Source organism: Bradyrhizobium sp. PSBB068 (assembly GCA_016839165.1).
In the GTDB taxonomy this organism is placed as follows: Bacteria; Pseudomonadota; Alphaproteobacteria; order Rhizobiales; family Xanthobacteraceae; genus Bradyrhizobium.
Genome location: CP069300.1, coordinates 1,333,050 through 1,348,938 on the forward strand (window position 1 = coordinate 1,333,050; position 15,889 = coordinate 1,348,938).

Annotated in this window: 11 protein-coding genes; 4 read left to right on the top strand and 7 right to left on the bottom strand. The window is 65.9% G+C overall.

What is annotated here, in order from left to right:
• Positions 1–62 precede the first annotated feature (62 nt).
• Together JQ507_06345 and JQ507_06350 are read left to right on the top strand one after the other, a co-directional pair.
• Positions 63–2,135 (top strand): cytochrome b N-terminal domain-containing protein, encoded by a 2,073-nt coding sequence (locus JQ507_06345; GenBank protein QRI71121.1) that lies wholly within the window; start codon positions 63–65, stop codon positions 2,133–2,135.
• A gap of 143 nt (positions 2,136–2,278) precedes the next feature.
• A complete protein-coding gene (locus tag JQ507_06350) occupies positions 2,279–2,953 on the top strand; it encodes a dienelactone hydrolase family protein (protein QRI71122.1) in 675 nt (224 codons plus the stop codon).
• Between the two features lie 160 nt (positions 2,954–3,113).
• On the opposite strand, the gene JQ507_06355 is transcribed toward JQ507_06350, so the two are convergent.
• On the bottom strand, positions 3,114–4,124 hold the full coding sequence (locus JQ507_06355; protein QRI71123.1) for a VOC family protein: 1,011 nt from the start codon (positions 4,122–4,124) through the stop codon (positions 3,114–3,116).
• Positions 4,125–4,451: 327 nt separating this feature from the next.
• Between JQ507_06355 and JQ507_06360 the strand changes: the two genes are divergently transcribed.
• Positions 4,452–6,617, top strand: coding sequence for an anthranilate synthase component I (locus tag JQ507_06360; GenBank protein QRI71124.1), 2,166 nt, complete (start codon positions 4,452–4,454; stop codon positions 6,615–6,617).
• A 14-nt stretch (positions 6,618–6,631) separates the two neighbouring features.
• Positions 6,632–7,171 carry an adenine phosphoribosyltransferase gene (locus JQ507_06365; protein QRI71125.1) on the top strand — a complete coding sequence of 180 codons (540 nt, stop codon included), beginning with the start codon at positions 6,632–6,634 and terminating at the stop codon, positions 7,169–7,171.
• Between the two features lie 36 nt (positions 7,172–7,207).
• Here the strand turns inward: JQ507_06365 and JQ507_06370 are convergent, their stop codons facing one another.
• The 6 genes from JQ507_06370 to smc all read right to left on the bottom strand — a co-directional run bounded on the left by JQ507_06370 (position 7,208) and on the right by smc (position 15,582).
• A complete protein-coding gene (locus tag JQ507_06370; GenBank protein ID QRI71126.1) occupies positions 7,208–7,876 on the bottom strand; it encodes a hypothetical protein in 669 nt (222 codons plus the stop codon).
• A gap of 107 nt (positions 7,877–7,983) precedes the next feature.
• Positions 7,984–8,727 carry a hypothetical protein gene (locus tag JQ507_06375; GenBank protein ID QRI71127.1) on the bottom strand — a complete coding sequence of 248 codons (744 nt, stop codon included), beginning with the start codon at positions 8,725–8,727 and terminating at the stop codon, positions 7,984–7,986.
• A gap of 226 nt (positions 8,728–8,953) precedes the next feature.
• Complete coding sequence (locus tag JQ507_06380) at positions 8,954–10,198, bottom strand: M48 family metallopeptidase (GenBank protein QRI71128.1); 1,245 nt, start codon at positions 10,196–10,198, stop codon at positions 8,954–8,956.
• Positions 10,199–10,232: 34 nt separating this feature from the next.
• On the bottom strand, positions 10,233–10,793 hold the full coding sequence (locus JQ507_06385) for a LemA family protein (protein ID QRI71129.1): 561 nt from the start codon (positions 10,791–10,793) through the stop codon (positions 10,233–10,235).
• A gap of 213 nt (positions 10,794–11,006) precedes the next feature.
• Positions 11,007–12,014, bottom strand: coding sequence for an SAM-dependent methyltransferase (locus tag JQ507_06390; GenBank protein ID QRI71130.1), 1,008 nt, complete (start codon positions 12,012–12,014; stop codon positions 11,007–11,009).
• A gap of 103 nt (positions 12,015–12,117) precedes the next feature.
• Positions 12,118–15,582, bottom strand: a complete 3,465-nt coding sequence (smc, locus tag JQ507_06395; protein ID QRI71131.1) for a chromosome segregation protein SMC — start codon at positions 15,580–15,582, stop codon at positions 12,118–12,120.
• Positions 15,583–15,889: the final 307 nt, after the last annotated feature.

Genomic DNA, 15,889 nt, shown 5'->3' on the forward strand with positions numbered 1-15,889 from the left:
CTCCGGGACTTCGGCTTCCCCTTGGACCCATCGCGTCGTTTTTCTTCTTCAGGATCGCATCAATGAGCGGACCATCTGATTTCCAACCGAGCAACCCCGCCTTGAAGTGGATCGAACGGCGCCTTCCGATCTTCGGCCTGATCCACTCTTCATTCGTGGCCTATCCGACGCCGCGCAACCTGAACTACTGGTGGACCTTCGGCGCCATCCTTTCGCTGATGCTGGGTCTGCAGATCCTGACCGGCGTGATCCTGGCGATGCACTACACGCCGCACGCCGATCTCGCCTTCAAGTCGGTCGAGCTGATCGTCCGCGACGTCAATTACGGCTGGCTGCTGCGCAACATGCATGCCTGCGGCGCGTCGATGTTCTTCTTCGCCGTCTACATCCACATGTTCCGCGGCCTTTATTACGGGTCGTACAAGGAGCCGCGCGAGGTGCTGTGGATCCTCGGCGTCATCATCTACCTCTTGATGATGGCCACCGGCTTCATGGGCTACGTGCTGCCGTGGGGCCAGATGAGCTTCTGGGGCGCCACCGTCATCACCAACCTGTTCTCGGCCGTGCCGTATTTCGGCGAGAGCATCGTGACGCTGCTGTGGGGCGGTTATTCGGTCGGTAACCCGACGCTGAACCGCTTCTTCTCGCTGCACTATCTGCTACCGTTCGTGATCGCCGGCGTGGTCGTGCTGCACGTCTGGGCACTGCACGTCGCGGGTCAGAACAACCCGGCCGGCGTCGAGGCCAAGACCGAGAAGGACACCGTTCCGTTCACGCCCTATGCGACGATCAAGGACGCGTTCGGCGTGTCGTGCTTCCTGATCTTCTTCGCCTGGTTCATCTTCTACATGCCGAACTATCTCGGCGACGCCGACAACTACATCCCGGCGAACCCCGGCGTGACCCCGGCGCACATCGTGCCTGAATGGTACTACCTGCCGTTCTACGCGATCCTGCGCTCGATCCCGAACAAGCTCGCCGGCGTCGTGGCGATGTTCTCGGCGATCATCATCCTGTGCTTCCTGCCCTGGCTCGACAGCGCACGGACCCGGTCGTCGAAGTATCGTCCGCTGGCCAAGCAGTTTTTCTGGATCTTCGTGGTGGTCTGCATCCTGCTCGGCTATCTCGGCTCGCAACCGCCGGAAGGCATCTATGTGATCGCCGGCCGCATCCTGACGGTGTGCTACTTCGCCTACTTCCTGATCGTGCTGCCGCTGCTCGCCCGCATCGAGACGCCGCGCCCGGTGCCGAACTCGATCGCCGACGACGTGCTGGCGAAGAGCAAGGGCAGGGCCGCGACCGCAGCCTCGGTGATGCTCGCGATGGTGGTGGCCGGCGGCCTGTTCGTAGGCGGCACCCAGAACGCCAAGGCCGAGGAGGGCGGCAATGCGCCGCCGGCGCAGAGCTGGTCGTTCTCCGGCCCGTTCGGCAAGTATGACCGCGGCTCGCTGCAGCGTGGCCTGAAGGTCTACAAGGAAGTCTGCTCGGCCTGCCACGGCCTGTCCTATGTCGCGTTCCGCAACTTGGCGGATGCCGGCGGCCCCGGCTATTCGGTGGCGCAGGCGGCTGCGTTCGCGTCGGAATACAAGATCAAGGATGGTCCGAACGACCAGGGCGAGATGTTCGAGCGTCCGGGCCGTCCGGCGGACTACTTCCCGTCGCCGTTCCCGAACGAGCAGGCCGCGCGCGCAGCCAATGGCGGCGCGGCACCGCCCGATCTCTCGCTGATCACCAAGGCGCGGTCCTACAAGCGCGGCTTCCCGCAATTCGTGATCGACTTCTTCAGCCAGTACCAGGAGCAGGGCCCGGACTACGTCGACGCCATCCTGCAGGGCTTCGAGGACAAGGCCCCGGCTGGCGTCACGATCCCCGAGGGCTCGTACTACAACAAGTACTTCCCCGGCCACGCCATCAAGATGCCGAAGCCGCTGTCCGACGGTCAGGTGACCTTCGACGACGGCTCGCCGGCGACGGTCAAGCAGTACGCGCATGACGTCACCACCTTCCTGATGTGGGCCGCCGAGCCGCACATGGAAGAGCGCAAGCGGATCGGCATGCAGGTGTTCTTCTTCCTGGTGATCTTCGCCATCCTTATGTACTTCACCAAGCGCAAGGTTTGGGCCGACGCGCACTGACCTCGGCGATCGCGAATTTGAAAAAGCCCCTTTTCGGGGGCTTTTTTGTTTGTGTTCGCAATGACGGCAAATCGATTTGCGTCCGTCACCGAGTACGGACAAGATGCCGGCCAATCAGCCGGCAAACATCTGCGGAGGAACTCATGGGTACCAGCATCACCTTCAAGCGTCCGGACGGCAAGGAAGCGTCGGGCTATCTTGCCAATGCCGCACGCGGCAACGCGCCCGGAGTGGTCGTGATCCAGGAATGGTGGGGCCTCCAGGACCAGATCAAGGGCATGTGCGACCGCTTCGCGCGGGCAGGTTTCGATGCGCTGGCGCCCGATCTCTACAAGGGCAAGGTGGTGCCGTATCACGACACCGAAGCCGCCGGCAAAGAGATGAACTCGCTCGACTTCATGGACGCCACCACCCAAACGGTGCGCGGTGCCGCGCAGTACCTCGCCAAGAACGGCGCCAAGGTCGGCCTCACCGGCTTCTGCCTCGGCGGTGCGGTGACCATCATCGGCGCCACCAAGATCCCGGAATTGACGGCCGGCGTGGTGTTCTACGGCATTCCGCCGGAGCAGGCGGCCAAGCCGGCGGATGTTCGGATTCCGCTGCAGGGCCATTTTGCCACCAAGGACGACTGGTGCACGCCGGCGCTGGTCGATGGCTTCGAGAAGGCGATGAAGGCCGCCGGCAAATCGCTGGAGCTGTACCGCTATGACGCCGACCACGGTTTCGGCAACGAGCAGCGCCTGTCGGTGCACGACCGGCAGTGCGCGGAGTTGGCCTGGGACCGGGCGACGGAGTTCTTCAGGAAGCATCTGGGGTAAAGGCGCGCGATTATCCGCAATCTCGCTGTCGTCCCGGCGAAGGCCGGGACCCATACGCCGCGGCAGTCGGGACCAAAGCAAACTGGTCGACGGCTTTGCCAAACAACTACGCCCTGTGGTTATGGGTCCCGGCCTTCGCCGGGACGACGTGGGGAGTTTGCTATGCGTCCTTCACCCCATCCCACCACGGGCACGTTCCCGACATCAGCTTGAAATTGCCTTCCATCACCTGCACCGGTGCGCGCTTGCCCTCGGCGGCGGCGCGCATCCGCATCTCGCGCGCGACCGCGCGGTCCTCCGGCGACAGCCAGACCCGTTCGTGGCCCCACAGGCTCGGGCCGTCATGCATCTCGAACGGCGTCCAGTTCGCAGGATCGATCTCGCGGCCGCCCCAGCCGCACTCGACCATGAAGGCTGACGGTGACCTGGCGTAGAACGACGTCATCAAATCGTTGGTGTGTCGGCCGAGCGTGACGTTGACCCGGTCCTCCTGCTGCGCGATGTCGTAGGCTTGGCCGACATCGTCGAGCGAGAACAGCTCCACCATCAGATGATGCATGCCGTTGCTGCCGGTCTCGATCAGCGCCAGCGAGTGGTGGCGGGCATTGACGTGGAAGAAGTAGGCGCGGAACGGCTTTTCGATGTAGTCGCTGAGGCCGAAGCCGAGCACGTCGACATAGAAGCTCATGACAGGGACGAGATTCTCGACCGTCAGCACCGCGTGGCCGAGGCCGAGCGCGCCGGTGCGGAAGCCGGAGATCGAGCGGCCCGGCCTGAACGGCGCGTCGTCGATCTCGGCGCCGTGAAACGCCTCGAGCCGGTTGCCGGCGGGGTCGCTGAACGAGATCAGGCCCCGCACCCGCCGGCTATCGGCGAGCGCCTGCGGCTCTGATGTTACGGCGACGCCGGCGCGCTCCAGCCGCGCCGCCAGCGCATCGAGATCCGTGGCATCCGCCACCTCCCAGCCGAAGAACCTCGTGCCTTCGCCCTGCGCGCGGTCGATCACGATGCGTTGCTTGCGGTCGTCCATCCGGAACGCGAGCAGCGCGTTGCCGCGCTCGATCGCCTGCAGCCCGACCAGGCCGGTGCCGAATTGCCGCCAGTCGTCCAGCGCATCCGAGCCGAAGCCGGCATATCCGAGACCCAAAATCGCCATCCGCGCCTCCGCCATCTGTCTTTTTTTGGGCGGCCGATCAGCCGCCATTTCGGCAAATCCTACGCGGATTCCTGGCTCTTCAAACCCCGAATATGCCGCCCAAACGGCGTCCAGGATTGGGGCAGGGGTGTGAGGCCATCCCTTGACACGGCCCGCGCCGGGTGGTGTGTAGCGGCCATGAGCACCGTTGCCAGTCCATCCCGTCGTTGGTGGCCCACCTTCTCATAGGTGGCCGGTGCGTTTTCATTTTCTCAAAAACGTCGAAGGTCGCCATCGCAGTGCGACGGTCTCCTTCGTTTGTCCTGTGTGGCGCTCTCTTCCCAAGTTTCGTAAGAGGATCACATGAACAGGACAGTCTTCTCCCTGCCGGCCAAGAGCGAATACCTGACCAATGGCGGCCTTGCGGTCGCCCGCGTGGTCGAGCAGTTCACCGGCGGCGCCAATCGCCTCGATGATCTGATCGCGCTGCTCGACCGCCGCCGCGGCGTGGTGCTGTCCTCGGGCACCACGGTGCCGGGCCGCTACGAGAGCTTCGACCTCGGCTTTGCCGATCCGCCGCTGGTGCTGGAAACCTCGGGCACCGATTTCTCGTTGCAGGCGCTGAACCCGCGCGGCGAGGTGCTGATCGCCTTTCTCGGCGACGTGCTGCGCGAGCCCTGCGTCGTGATCTCGGAGCGCAGCGCGACAAGGCTTGCAGGCCATATCATCCGCGGCGAAGCGCCGGTCGAGGAAGACCAGCGCACCCGCCGCGCCAGCGTGATGTCGCTGGTGCGCGACATGGTGGCGGCGTTCACCTCCAATGCCGATCCGCTGCTCGGCCTGTTCGGCGCCTTCGCCTACGACCTCGTGTTCCAGATCGAGGACCTCGTGCAGAAGCGCGCCCGCGAGGCCGACCAGCGCGATATCGTGCTGTACGTGCCGGACCGGCTCTTGGCCTATGACCGCGCCACCGGTCGCGGCGTGGCGCTGAATTACGAGTTTGCGTGGAAGGGCAAATCCACCGCCGGCCAGTCGCACGAGACCGCGCCGAGCCTCTATGCCAAGACCGACCGGCAGGGCTTTGCCGATCACGCCGCGGGCGAATATCAGGCGACCGTCGAAGTGGCGCGCGCGGCGTTCGCCCGCGGCGACCTGTTTGAGGCGGTGCCGGGGCAGCTGTTCGCCGAGCCCTGCGAGCGCTCGCCGGCGGAAGTGTTCCAGCGGCTCTGCCGCATCAATCCGTCGCCCTACGGCGCGCTGATGAATCTCGGCGACGGCGAATTCCTGGTCTCCGCCTCGCCCGAGATGTTCGTGCGCTCCGACGGCCGCCGGGTCGAGACCTGCCCGATCTCGGGCACCATCGCGCGTGGCTCGGATTCGATCGGCGATGCCGAGCAGATCCGCAAGCTGCTGAACTCGGAGAAGGACGAGTTCGAGCTCAACATGTGCACCGACGTCGACCGCAACGACAAGGCGCGCGTCTGCGTGCCCGGCACCATCAAGGTGCTGGCGCGGCGCCAGATCGAGACCTACTCAAAGCTGTTCCACACCGTCGACCACGTCGAGGGCATGCTGCGGCCGGGCTTCGATTCGCTCGATGCGTTCCTGACCCATGCCTGGGCGGTCACCGTCACGGGTGCACCGAAGCTGTGGGCGATGCAGTTCGTCGAGGACCATGAGCGGTCGCCGCGGCGCTGGTACGCCGGCGCGATCGGCTGCGTCAATTTCGACGGCAGCATCAACACCGGCCTCACCATCCGCACCATCCGTATGAAGGATGGCCTCGCCGAGGTGCGCGTCGGCGCCACCTGCCTGTTCGACTCCGATCCCGCCGCAGAGGACCGCGAGTGCCAGGTCAAGGCCGCGGCGCTGTTCCAGGCCCTGCGCGGCGATCCGCCGAAGCCGCTGTCCGATTTCGCACCCGATGCCACCGGCTCCGGCAAGAACGTGCTCTTGATCGATCATGACGACAGTTTCGTCCACATGCTGGCGGATTACTTCCGCCAGGTCGGCGCCAACGTCACCGTGGTCCGGCACATCCATGCCCAGGACATGCTCAAGAAGAAGGGCTGGGATCTTCTGGTGCTGTCGCCCGGGCCGGGCCGTCCGGAGGATTTTGGCATCGCGAAGACCATCGATACCGCGCTGGAAAAGAAGCTGCCGATCTTCGGCGTCTGCCTCGGCGTGCAGGCGATCGGCGAATATTTCGGCGGTGAGCTCGGCCAGCTCGCCCAGCCCGCGCATGGCCGTCCCTCGCGCGTGCAGGTGCGCGGCGGCCGGCTGATGCATAATCTGCCGAACGAGATCGTGATCGGCCGCTACCACTCGCTCTATGTCGAGCGTGACAGCGTGCCCGAGGTGCTGGCGGTGACCGCGACCACCGAAGACGGCGTCGCGATGGTGATCGAGCACAAGACCCTGCCGGTCGGCGGCGTGCAATTCCATCCGGAATCGCTGATGTCGCTCGGCAACGAGGTCGGCCTGCGCATTGTCGAGAATGCATTCCGGCTGAATCCGCCGGCCAATTGAGGATTGCGAAACCAATGACCTTCGACCACGACATCAAGGCGACCGTTCGCACCATCCCGGACTACCCGAAGAAGGGCATCCTGTTTCGCGACATCACGACGTTGCTGGCGGATGCCCGCGCCTTCCGCCGCGCGGTCGATGAGCTGGTGCATCCCTGGGCCGGGGCCAAGGTCGACAAGGTCGCGGGCATCGAGGCGCGCGGCTTCATCCTCGGCGGCGCGGTGGCGCATCAGCTCTCCGCCGGCTTCGTGCCGATCCGCAAGAAGGGCAAGCTGCCGCACACCACGGTGCGGATCGCCTACTCGCTGGAATACGGCATCGACGAGATGGAGATGCACGCCGACGCGGTGCAGCCCGGCGAGCGCGTGATCCTGGTCGACGATCTGATCGCGACCGGCGGCACCGCGGAGGGCGCGGTGAAGCTGCTGCGCCAGATCGGCGCCAATGTGGTCGCCGCCTGCTTCATCGTCGACCTGCCCGATCTCGGCGGCGCGGCGAAGCTGCGCGCGATGGACGTGCCGGTGCGCACGCTGATGGCGTTCGAGGGGCACTAACCCTCCACGTCGTCCCGGCGAAGGCCGGAACGACAATCATCCCCGCTGCAGCAGCATGCTCAACTCGAGATCGCGGAACGTGGTGTAATTCCGCCGGATCCACTGATGCAGCTCGGTCGATGAATCCTTCTCCTGGCGCAGATAGCCGGTGAAGGAGAAGGTCAGCCGGTCGATATAGGTCTTCAGGAACACCGGCAGCGCGCGGAAGCGCAGCACCCGGCTGCTGGTCATGACCGGCGGCAACTCGCCGCGCACCACGAATTCATTGTCGATGACGATCAGCGCGTTCGGCGGGATCAGGCCTTGCAGCATCTGGTAGCCGCGCACCGAAGCGCGGTCGGTATCGGCGACGTACAGGATGACGGGCGCGACGCGGCGGCGCAGCGCCTCCTTCATCAGCCCGATCTGGTCGCACATTTTGAAGAATTCGTCGAAGGCGTGGTAGCCGAGGTCGACCACCTTGGCGATGCCGTCATTGACGATGACGCGGTCCATCAGCTGCATCTTGCCGTAGGTGTCGATCACGTCGGCGGTTTCCGTGATCCGCGGCAGGTAGTCGAGCAGCGACGGCTCCTTCAGGTTGATGTCGTAGCAGAGCACGTCGCCGTTCTTGAGCAGCAGGAATTCCGCAAGCAGCCGTGCGATCAGCGTCTTGCCGACCTGCGGGCGGGGCGAGCAGATGATGTAGACGGGCGTGGATGACATCGCCCGCTATATCAGGCCAAATTTTCGTCTAATCCAGCCCCGTCGTCGCCCCGCGCGCCACTTTTTTCGCTGCTCCCTGGCACGATTTTTCGCCGCCCAGGCCGCGGCTATTTTTCGCCCTTGGCTGACTTGGCGCCGACCAGGTCGGTCAGCTTGATCCGGTCGTACTCGCTCCACACATTGGCGAGCCAGTGCCGGACATAGCCGCGCAGCACGAACGAATAATTCGCGGCGTCGTCGTTGATGCCCTTGTTGGCGACGAATTTCAGGAACGGAACCGAGGACACCTCGACCTGCTCATAGGCCATTTCGTTGAGCTTGGGGATCGTGAGGTCGGTCGCGTCCTTGATGCGGTGGAAGTAGGAATTGTAGGTCGCCTGGTCCCACTGGAAGAACTGGGTGTCGTTGATGAAGTTCTTCACCAGGAAATATTTCGCGCCGCCCATGAAGCCGGCGGTCTCGGCGATCTCGTCCAGCGAGGCGATCGAGGGGCCGAGGATGTGGAACACGGCGAAGGTGATCTGACCGGAGCGCGCCGCATCGAGGAAGCCGATGTCGCGCAGCGAGGCCAGCGCGGGCGACAACAGGCCAGCGCGGACGTCGATCACGGTGACCGCGGGGCCCGAGTTCAGCGTATCGAAGATCTTCATCTGGTCCGCGGTCGTCGTCATGTCGACGATCTCGGTGATGTCGGGATGGAAGCGCTTCAGCGTGCCGCGCGGCGACTCGGTGTCGAACGCCCGGGTCTGCACATTGTTGGCACTGAAATAGTCCAGGAGCGTCCGCGAGACGGTGGTCTTGCCGACCCCGCCCTTGTCAGCGCCCACCACGATCACAACCGGCTTTGCCATGGAAATCCCTTGAAAGCGCGCTCCCGACCGCGATGGCGATCGGCAAGTCCCCACACCTGCTTTGGGCGCGAACATGGCAGAAACAAGGGAGAATTCAATTCCTTAAGGCGCCCACGAGCGGTTTGGTGGGGAATTCCTTAATGGACTGAGTAGGCTAGGGCATGATCCGGAAAACTGCGCAGCGGTTGTCCGGGAAGCTCATGCCCAAATCAAGGAGCTCGCGCGATCAGCGATGCCGTCCCCAAGGACCTTGGAGAGGGCCTTGGAGTGGGTCCAGCGGCCCCAGCGGTCCCTGCCTTGGGCCGGTGCCCGGCAGCGGCGGCGGATTGTTCGGCTGCGCGGGCGGCGTGTCGCCCCACGGGCCATGGGTGACCGGCGGAGGTTGATCGCCTGGCAGCGGCGGCTGGTCCTGCGGCGCCGTCGCGTCCGTCTCATCCGGCAGCGCCAGCGGGCCGGGGTCATGACCGCCGGCATATTTCACCAGGGCATCGACCCGGGATTTCACCGACGGGTGGGTGGCGAACAGGTCGGCGAAGCCCTCGCGCGGATTGTCGACGCAGAGTTCCATTACCGCCGAGGTGGCTCCCGGCAGCTCGCCGCGATTCTCGATCTTGCGCAGCGCCGAAATCATCGCATCGGGATTCTTGGTCAGCTCGACCGATCCGGCATCGGCGAGAAATTCGCGCGACCGCGACAGTGCGAGCTTGACCACCTGCGACAGCAGCCAGGCCAGCATGATCAATGCGACCGCGATGATGATGACGACGATCGCGCCGCCGCCCGAACCCTTGCTGTCGCGATCCGAGGAGGAGGACGATGATCGCGAGGATGACGAGGACGACCAGCCGCCTCCGCCGCCGCTCCACGACAGATTTGTGAACAGGCGGAAGAACAGTTCGCCGAAGAAGCCGACCACGCCGGCGATGATCACCGCGATCACCATCAGTTGCACGTCGCCGTTCTTGATGTGGGTGAGCTCGTGGCCGAGCACGGCCTCGATCTCCTGGTCGTTCAGCGCTCTCAGAAGACCCGTGGTGACCGTGACGGCGTATTGGCGCGGGTTGAGGCCGGTCGCGAACGCATTCAGCGCCGGGCTGTCCATCACCTTCAGCTTCGGCATCTGGATGCCGCGCGAGATGCAGAGGTTTTCCAGCAGATTGTAGAGCCGCGGCTGCTGCTGCCGCGTCACGCTTTCGCCGCCGGTGACGGCGTCGATCATCTTCTGGTGGAAGAAATAGGCGATTACGATCCAGGCCGCTGCCGCGATCGTCGCCCACGGGAAGGCCGAGACCAGATCCCGCGAGGCCCGCGTCAAATAATATTCGGCCGTGCGGCTGCTATCGATCATCACTTCCGCGACCAGCGCGCCGGCATAGACCAGCACGTAGATCAGCAGGAACAGGCCGGCGAGCAGCAGCATCGAACGAAACTTGTTCGATGCGATATGCGTGTAGAGACCATAGGCGGCCATGACGGAGCAGCCTCTCGCCGGAGCGCGTTGCGCCTCAGAACTTCACGCTCGGTGCCGCCTCGACTTCCGTACGGCTGGCGCCGAGGTCGAAGAAATCCTTGCGGGTGAAGCCGAACATGCCGGCGAACAACGCGGCCGGCATCTGCTGGATGCCGGTGTTGTATTCCTGGACCGCGTTGTTGAAGAAGCGGCGGCTGGCGGCGATCTTGTTCTCGAGGTCGGACAGCTCCGAGGCGAGCTGCTGGAAATTGGCGTTGGCCTTGAGGTCCGGATAGGCCTCCGACAGCGCGATCAGGCGGCCGAGCGCGCCGGAGAGTTGGTTCTCCGCCGCCGAGACCTGGGCCGGCCCCTGTGCCGAGATCGCCGAATTGCGCGCCTTGATGACGTCGTCGAGCGTGCCGCGCTCATGGGAGGCATAGCCCTTCACGGTCTCGACCAGATTCGGGATCAGGTCGTGGCGCTGCTTGAGTTGCACGTCGATGTCGGCAAAGGCCTGGCTGACCCGCTGGCCGAGCGCGACGAGCCGGTTGTAGGCGCCGAACGCAAACAGCACGAGAAGGACGATGACGCCGATAACGATCCAGCTGGTCGACATGACAGGGCAACTCCTGATGGACGAGACGGCGGCACCGTAGCCCAAGATCGGGGCGCAGGGCAGCCCGCCGCGAAAAGGTGGGCAAAGGGTTGGTCGGTGATGGTGTCCAATTAGTTCAAAGGCGTCGTCCCGGCGAAGGCCGGGACCCATACGCCGCGGCCCGTGGAAAGGGCACAAGCGGCGTCGGCTTTGCTTCACGACCGAGATCGGTGGTTATGGGTCCCGGCCTTCGCCGGGACGACGCAGGCTGTTGGTCTCGACCGCATCGCCCCAGCGCCAGCGCCGGGCGCGCGCGTAGTCGGCCTTGGCGCGTCGGGGGACCCTGGCGACGGCGACGCCCTCCGCCGTGCACAGCTTGGCCGCAATCTCGACCTTGCCGACATCCGGTTGCGCGAGCACGCGCGATGGTCGGTTCTCAACCCGCGCGCGGCTCAGCGCGACATAGGCGAAGCGCTCGTCCTCGAACGGTGCGTCGGCGCCCTTGACCTGCTTGTGCGCGCGCGAGCGCTGCAGCCGCTGCGAGAAATGGCACCAGTCGGGCGCGACCAGCGGACAGTCGCCGTCATGCGGGCAGGGGGCAATCACATGCGCGCCGGCGGCGATCAATCGCGCGCGCAGCGCGATGATCCGCGCGTAGCCCGCGGGGGTGCCGGGTTCGACGACCAGCAGGGTATCCTTCGTTTGCTCCCACATGACATCGGTGAGCGCGTTGCGTTCGGCATCACCGAGCTCGTTGATGATGTAGCTCGCGATCACGAGATCGGCGGCCTCGGCATGCGCTGCATAAACGCGGGCCTGGCCGAGCTCGTAGGTGATGCGGCGCAGGCGGTCACTCCGGCGCGTGAGGTCGAGCGCCAGCGTGCGCAGGGCCTCATTGGCATCGAGCAGAGTGAACTCGTGCAACGACGGGAAGGCTTCCGCAGCCGCCCAGCTCGCCGTCCCCGGCCCGGCTCCGACATCGAGCAGGCTGGTGGGCGCGAAATCCGGCCGGATCTCCGTCAGTGCATTAAGGCTCGCCACCACGGCGGCATAGGTCGCGGGCATCCGCGCCACGGCGTAGGCCAGCGCATCGGTCTCGGTCCTGATCGTTCCGGAGCCGCCGCCTTCGCGATAGGTCTGCGAGATAATGGCTGCACGGCCGGCGGCGTCGCTGCGCGACAGGCCTTCGAGCCGGGCGTTGAGGGCCGCGCGGAGTTCAGCAGGTAGGTCCGGTGAGGTCATGTGCCGTCATTTCTACGTCATTCCGGGGCGGCGCAGCCGAACCCGGAATCTCGAGATTCCGGGTTCGGTGCTGCGCACCGCCCCGGAATGACGACATCGTATCCTACGCCACGTTCTGGTCGAGGATGTCGACCGCGCCCTGCAGGTCGACCGAGACCAGCTGCGAGACGCCGCGTTCGGCCATGGTGACGCCGAACAGCCGGTTCATCCGCGCCATGGTGATCGGATTGTGCGTGATGATGATGAAGCGCGTGTCGGTCGAACCGGTCATTTCGTGCAGCAGGCTGCAGAACCGTTCGACGTTGTGGTCGTCGAGCGGCGCGTCGACTTCGTCCAGCACGCAGATCGGCGACGGGTTGGTGAGGAACACCGCGAAGATCAGCGAGAGCGCGGTCAGCGCCTGCTCGCCGCCCGACAGCAGCGACAGCGTCTGCGGCTTCTTGCCAGGTGGCTTGGCGATGATCTCGAGGCCGGCTTCCAGAGGATCGTCGCTTTCGATCAGGTGCAGCGCCGCTTCGCCGCCGCCGAACAGCTCGGTGAACAGCCGCTTGAAGTGGTTGTTGACGGTCTCGAACGAGGTCAGCAGACGCTCGCGCGCTTCGCGGTTGAGGCTCTGGATGCCCTGGCGCAGCCGCTTGATCGCCTCGACCAGGTCGTCGCGCTCGGTGGTCAGCGCGGTGTGCTGGGTCTCGACTTCCTTCAGCTCTTCCTCGGCGCGCAGGTTGACGGCGCCGAGCCGCTCGCGGTCGCGCCGCAGCTTCTCGAGTTCTTCCTCGACCTGCGTGACCGGCGGCAGCTCCGCGCCGGGCTCGATCTCGGCCATGCCGACCACCGCGCTGGGCTCGACCTCGAGCATGTCGTGGATCTCGCGCTCGATGTCGGCGAGGCGGCGGCGGGTGCCTTCCATGCGCTCTTCGGCGCGGGCGGTGGCTTCGCGGGACGACGACAGCGCTTCGAGCGTGGCCTTGGCGACGCGATCGGTTTCCGCCATCGCGGCTTCGGCGGTTGCGAGCGCGTCGGCGGCGATGCGGCGATCGCCCTCGGCGTGCTCGATCTCGGTGATCAGCGCGCTGCGCTTCTCGGCGAACACTTCGGGCGCATTGGCAAGTTCTTCACGCTCGGCCGACACTTCGGCGATGCGGGCCTCGACGGTCTCAACCTGCGAGGCGGCGCTGGTCTTGCGGGTCTGCCACTCATTGCGCTCGGCGACGATCGCCTGCACGCGGCGGTCGGCGAGTTCGGCTTCGCGGGCGAGCGCCTGCGCCTCGGCGCGGACCTGCGCCGCGGCCCGGCGCTGGTTGTCGATCTCCGCGCGAACCGCGGCGAGCTGGGCTTCGGTCTCGACACCCGGCGGCAATTCGGCAAGCGCGGCAGCGGCGCTCTCATGGGCGGCTTCGGCCTCGGCGCGGTCGGCGGCGACACGGCTGTGCGCCTCGGTCAGCGCCGATTTGCGCGCGGCGTGGCGGTTGATCTCGCGCTCGGTCGCGGCATGGCGCTCGCGCGCGGCATCGGTCTCGCGGCGGGCGGCACGCACGGCTTCGCGCGAGGCACCCTCGGCGGCGGACGCCGAGCGCAGCTCTTCTTCGGCGGTCTCCAGCGCCTCGCGCTTGGCGGCGGCATCGATACGGGCCTGTTCCAGCTCGTGCTCAATGTCGACCAGGCGGGCGCGTTCGGCGAGGCGGCGCGCAGCGCCGGTCGGCGCATGCGCGTCGGCGACAAAGCCGTCCCAGCGCCAGACGTCGCCTTCGAGCGACACCAGCCGCTGGCCGGTCTTCAGCTGCGATACCAGCGCCGCGCCGCGTTCCTTGGCAACGACACCGATCTGGGCGAGACGGCGCGCCAGCTCCGGCGGTGCCTGGACGTGATCGGCCAGCCGCTCGACACCATCGGGCAGAGAAGGATCGCCCGCGGCCTCGCCGACATTGGTCCAGCGCATCGGCGCGGAGGAATCCACGGGGGCGTCGAGGTCGTCGCCGAGCACGGCGCCGATCGCCTTCTCATAGCCCTTGGCGACCGTGATGCCGTCGATGATCGGCGGCCACAGGTTCTTGGTTTCGCTGGTGACGAGCTTGGAGATGGTGCGGGCTTCGGTCTCGAGCCGCTGCACGCGCTTCTCCGCCTCGGCGAGCGGATTGCGGGAGGCTTCCAGCGTCTGCCGTGCGGCGGCGTGGTGGGCCTCGCTGGATTGCACGGCGGCCTCGGATTCGGCGAGCGCCTGCTGCGCCATCTCCATGGCGGCGGCGAGCGCGTCGATGTCGCCGAGATTACCGGTCTCCTGCGCGAGCTTGGCTTCCTCGGCCTGGACGTTGGCGATCTCCTGATCGAGCCGCGCCAGCCGGTCGCGATGCGTGCGCACGCCGGCTTCGAGCTGGTTGCGCTTGGCAGTGAGATCGGCGAGCTGCGTGGTCAGCTCGGAGAACTGGCGCTCGGTCGCGGCCAGGATCTCCTCGGCCTCGGCCACGCGCTCGTCGACGCCGGAGCGCTTCTCGACCCGCGACTTGATCTCTTCCTTCAGCTCGGCGTCTTCGGTGTCGAGCCGCTGCAGCGCGATGTCGGCATCCGAGGTCTGCTGCTGCTCGCGCGCGATGTCCTGGGCGAACTGGGTGAGGCGGCGGTCGAGCTCGCCGACGCGCTCCTTGGCGCGCTGCTCCTCGCGGTCGAGCATCTCGCGCGCATTGGTCAGGCGCTGCAGGCCGGCGGCGGCGCGCGCCTCGGCATCGCGCAGCGCCGGCAGTTCGGTGGCGCGGATCGCCTGGATGCGCGCGGCTTCCGCCTGATGCTGGGTGCGCTCCGCCATCTCGCGCACGGCGAGATCATGGGTCCGCGCGGCGTCGTTGACGTCGGCATTGGCCCCGATCCAGCGCAGGTGGAACAGCATGGCTTCGGACTTGCGCACCTTGGCCGCGACCTCGCGGTAGCGGATCGCCTGGCGCGCCTGCTTCTTCAGGCCTTCCATCTGGCCGGTGAGCTGGCCGATCACGTCCTCGACGCGGGTGAGGTTGGTTTCGGCCGCCTTCAGCCGCAGTTCCGCCTCGTGACGGCGGGCGTGCAGGCCGGCGACGCCGGCGGCGTCTTCCAGCACGCGGCGCCGCTGCTCCGGCTTGGCCTGGATGATCTCGCCGATCTTGCCCTGGTGGACGAGGGCCGGCGAACGCGCGCCGGTGGCGGCGTCGGCGAACAGGATCTGCACGTCGCGGGCGCGCACGTCGCGGCCGTTGATGCGGTAGACCGAGCCGGCTTCGCGCTCGATGCGGCGGGAGATTTCAAGCAACTGGCTGTCGTTGACGGCGGCCGGTGCCGAGCGATCGGAATTGTCGATCGTCATCACGACTTCGGCGTGGTTGCGCGCCGGACGGTTGCCGGAACCGGCGAAGATCACCGCATCCATGTCGGCGGCGCGCAGCGACTTGTGCGACGTCTCGCCCATCGCCCAGCGCAGCGCTTCGACGAGATTGGATTTGCCGCAGCCATTCGGTCCGACGACGCCGGTCAGGCCCGGCTCGATCATGAAATCGGTGGGTTCAACGAACGACTTGAAACCGTGCAGGCGGAGGCGCGTGAGCTTCATGTACACAAATCTCGTTTGGCCGGGCGCGAATCTCCCTGCCGTGACAATACCATGGATGGCAATGTCGGTGTCTGGGGTGAATAGCTGCGTGCAGCTCTCATGAGCGGCGACAATGGCGATGCCTGCGCGTCAGGGCAACCGCTTGACCCAGCTTTTCCCAAGGGATTTGCGAGGGATTTGCAGGGGTTTTATGAACTCTGCATGCCCTCGGAGATTCGCATCGGGCGAATCAGGTTTTCAACAACGAAATAATGCGATCGCCGCATGTGGGGATCGCAAGTCATCCACAATTATCGTGCCCGACTCA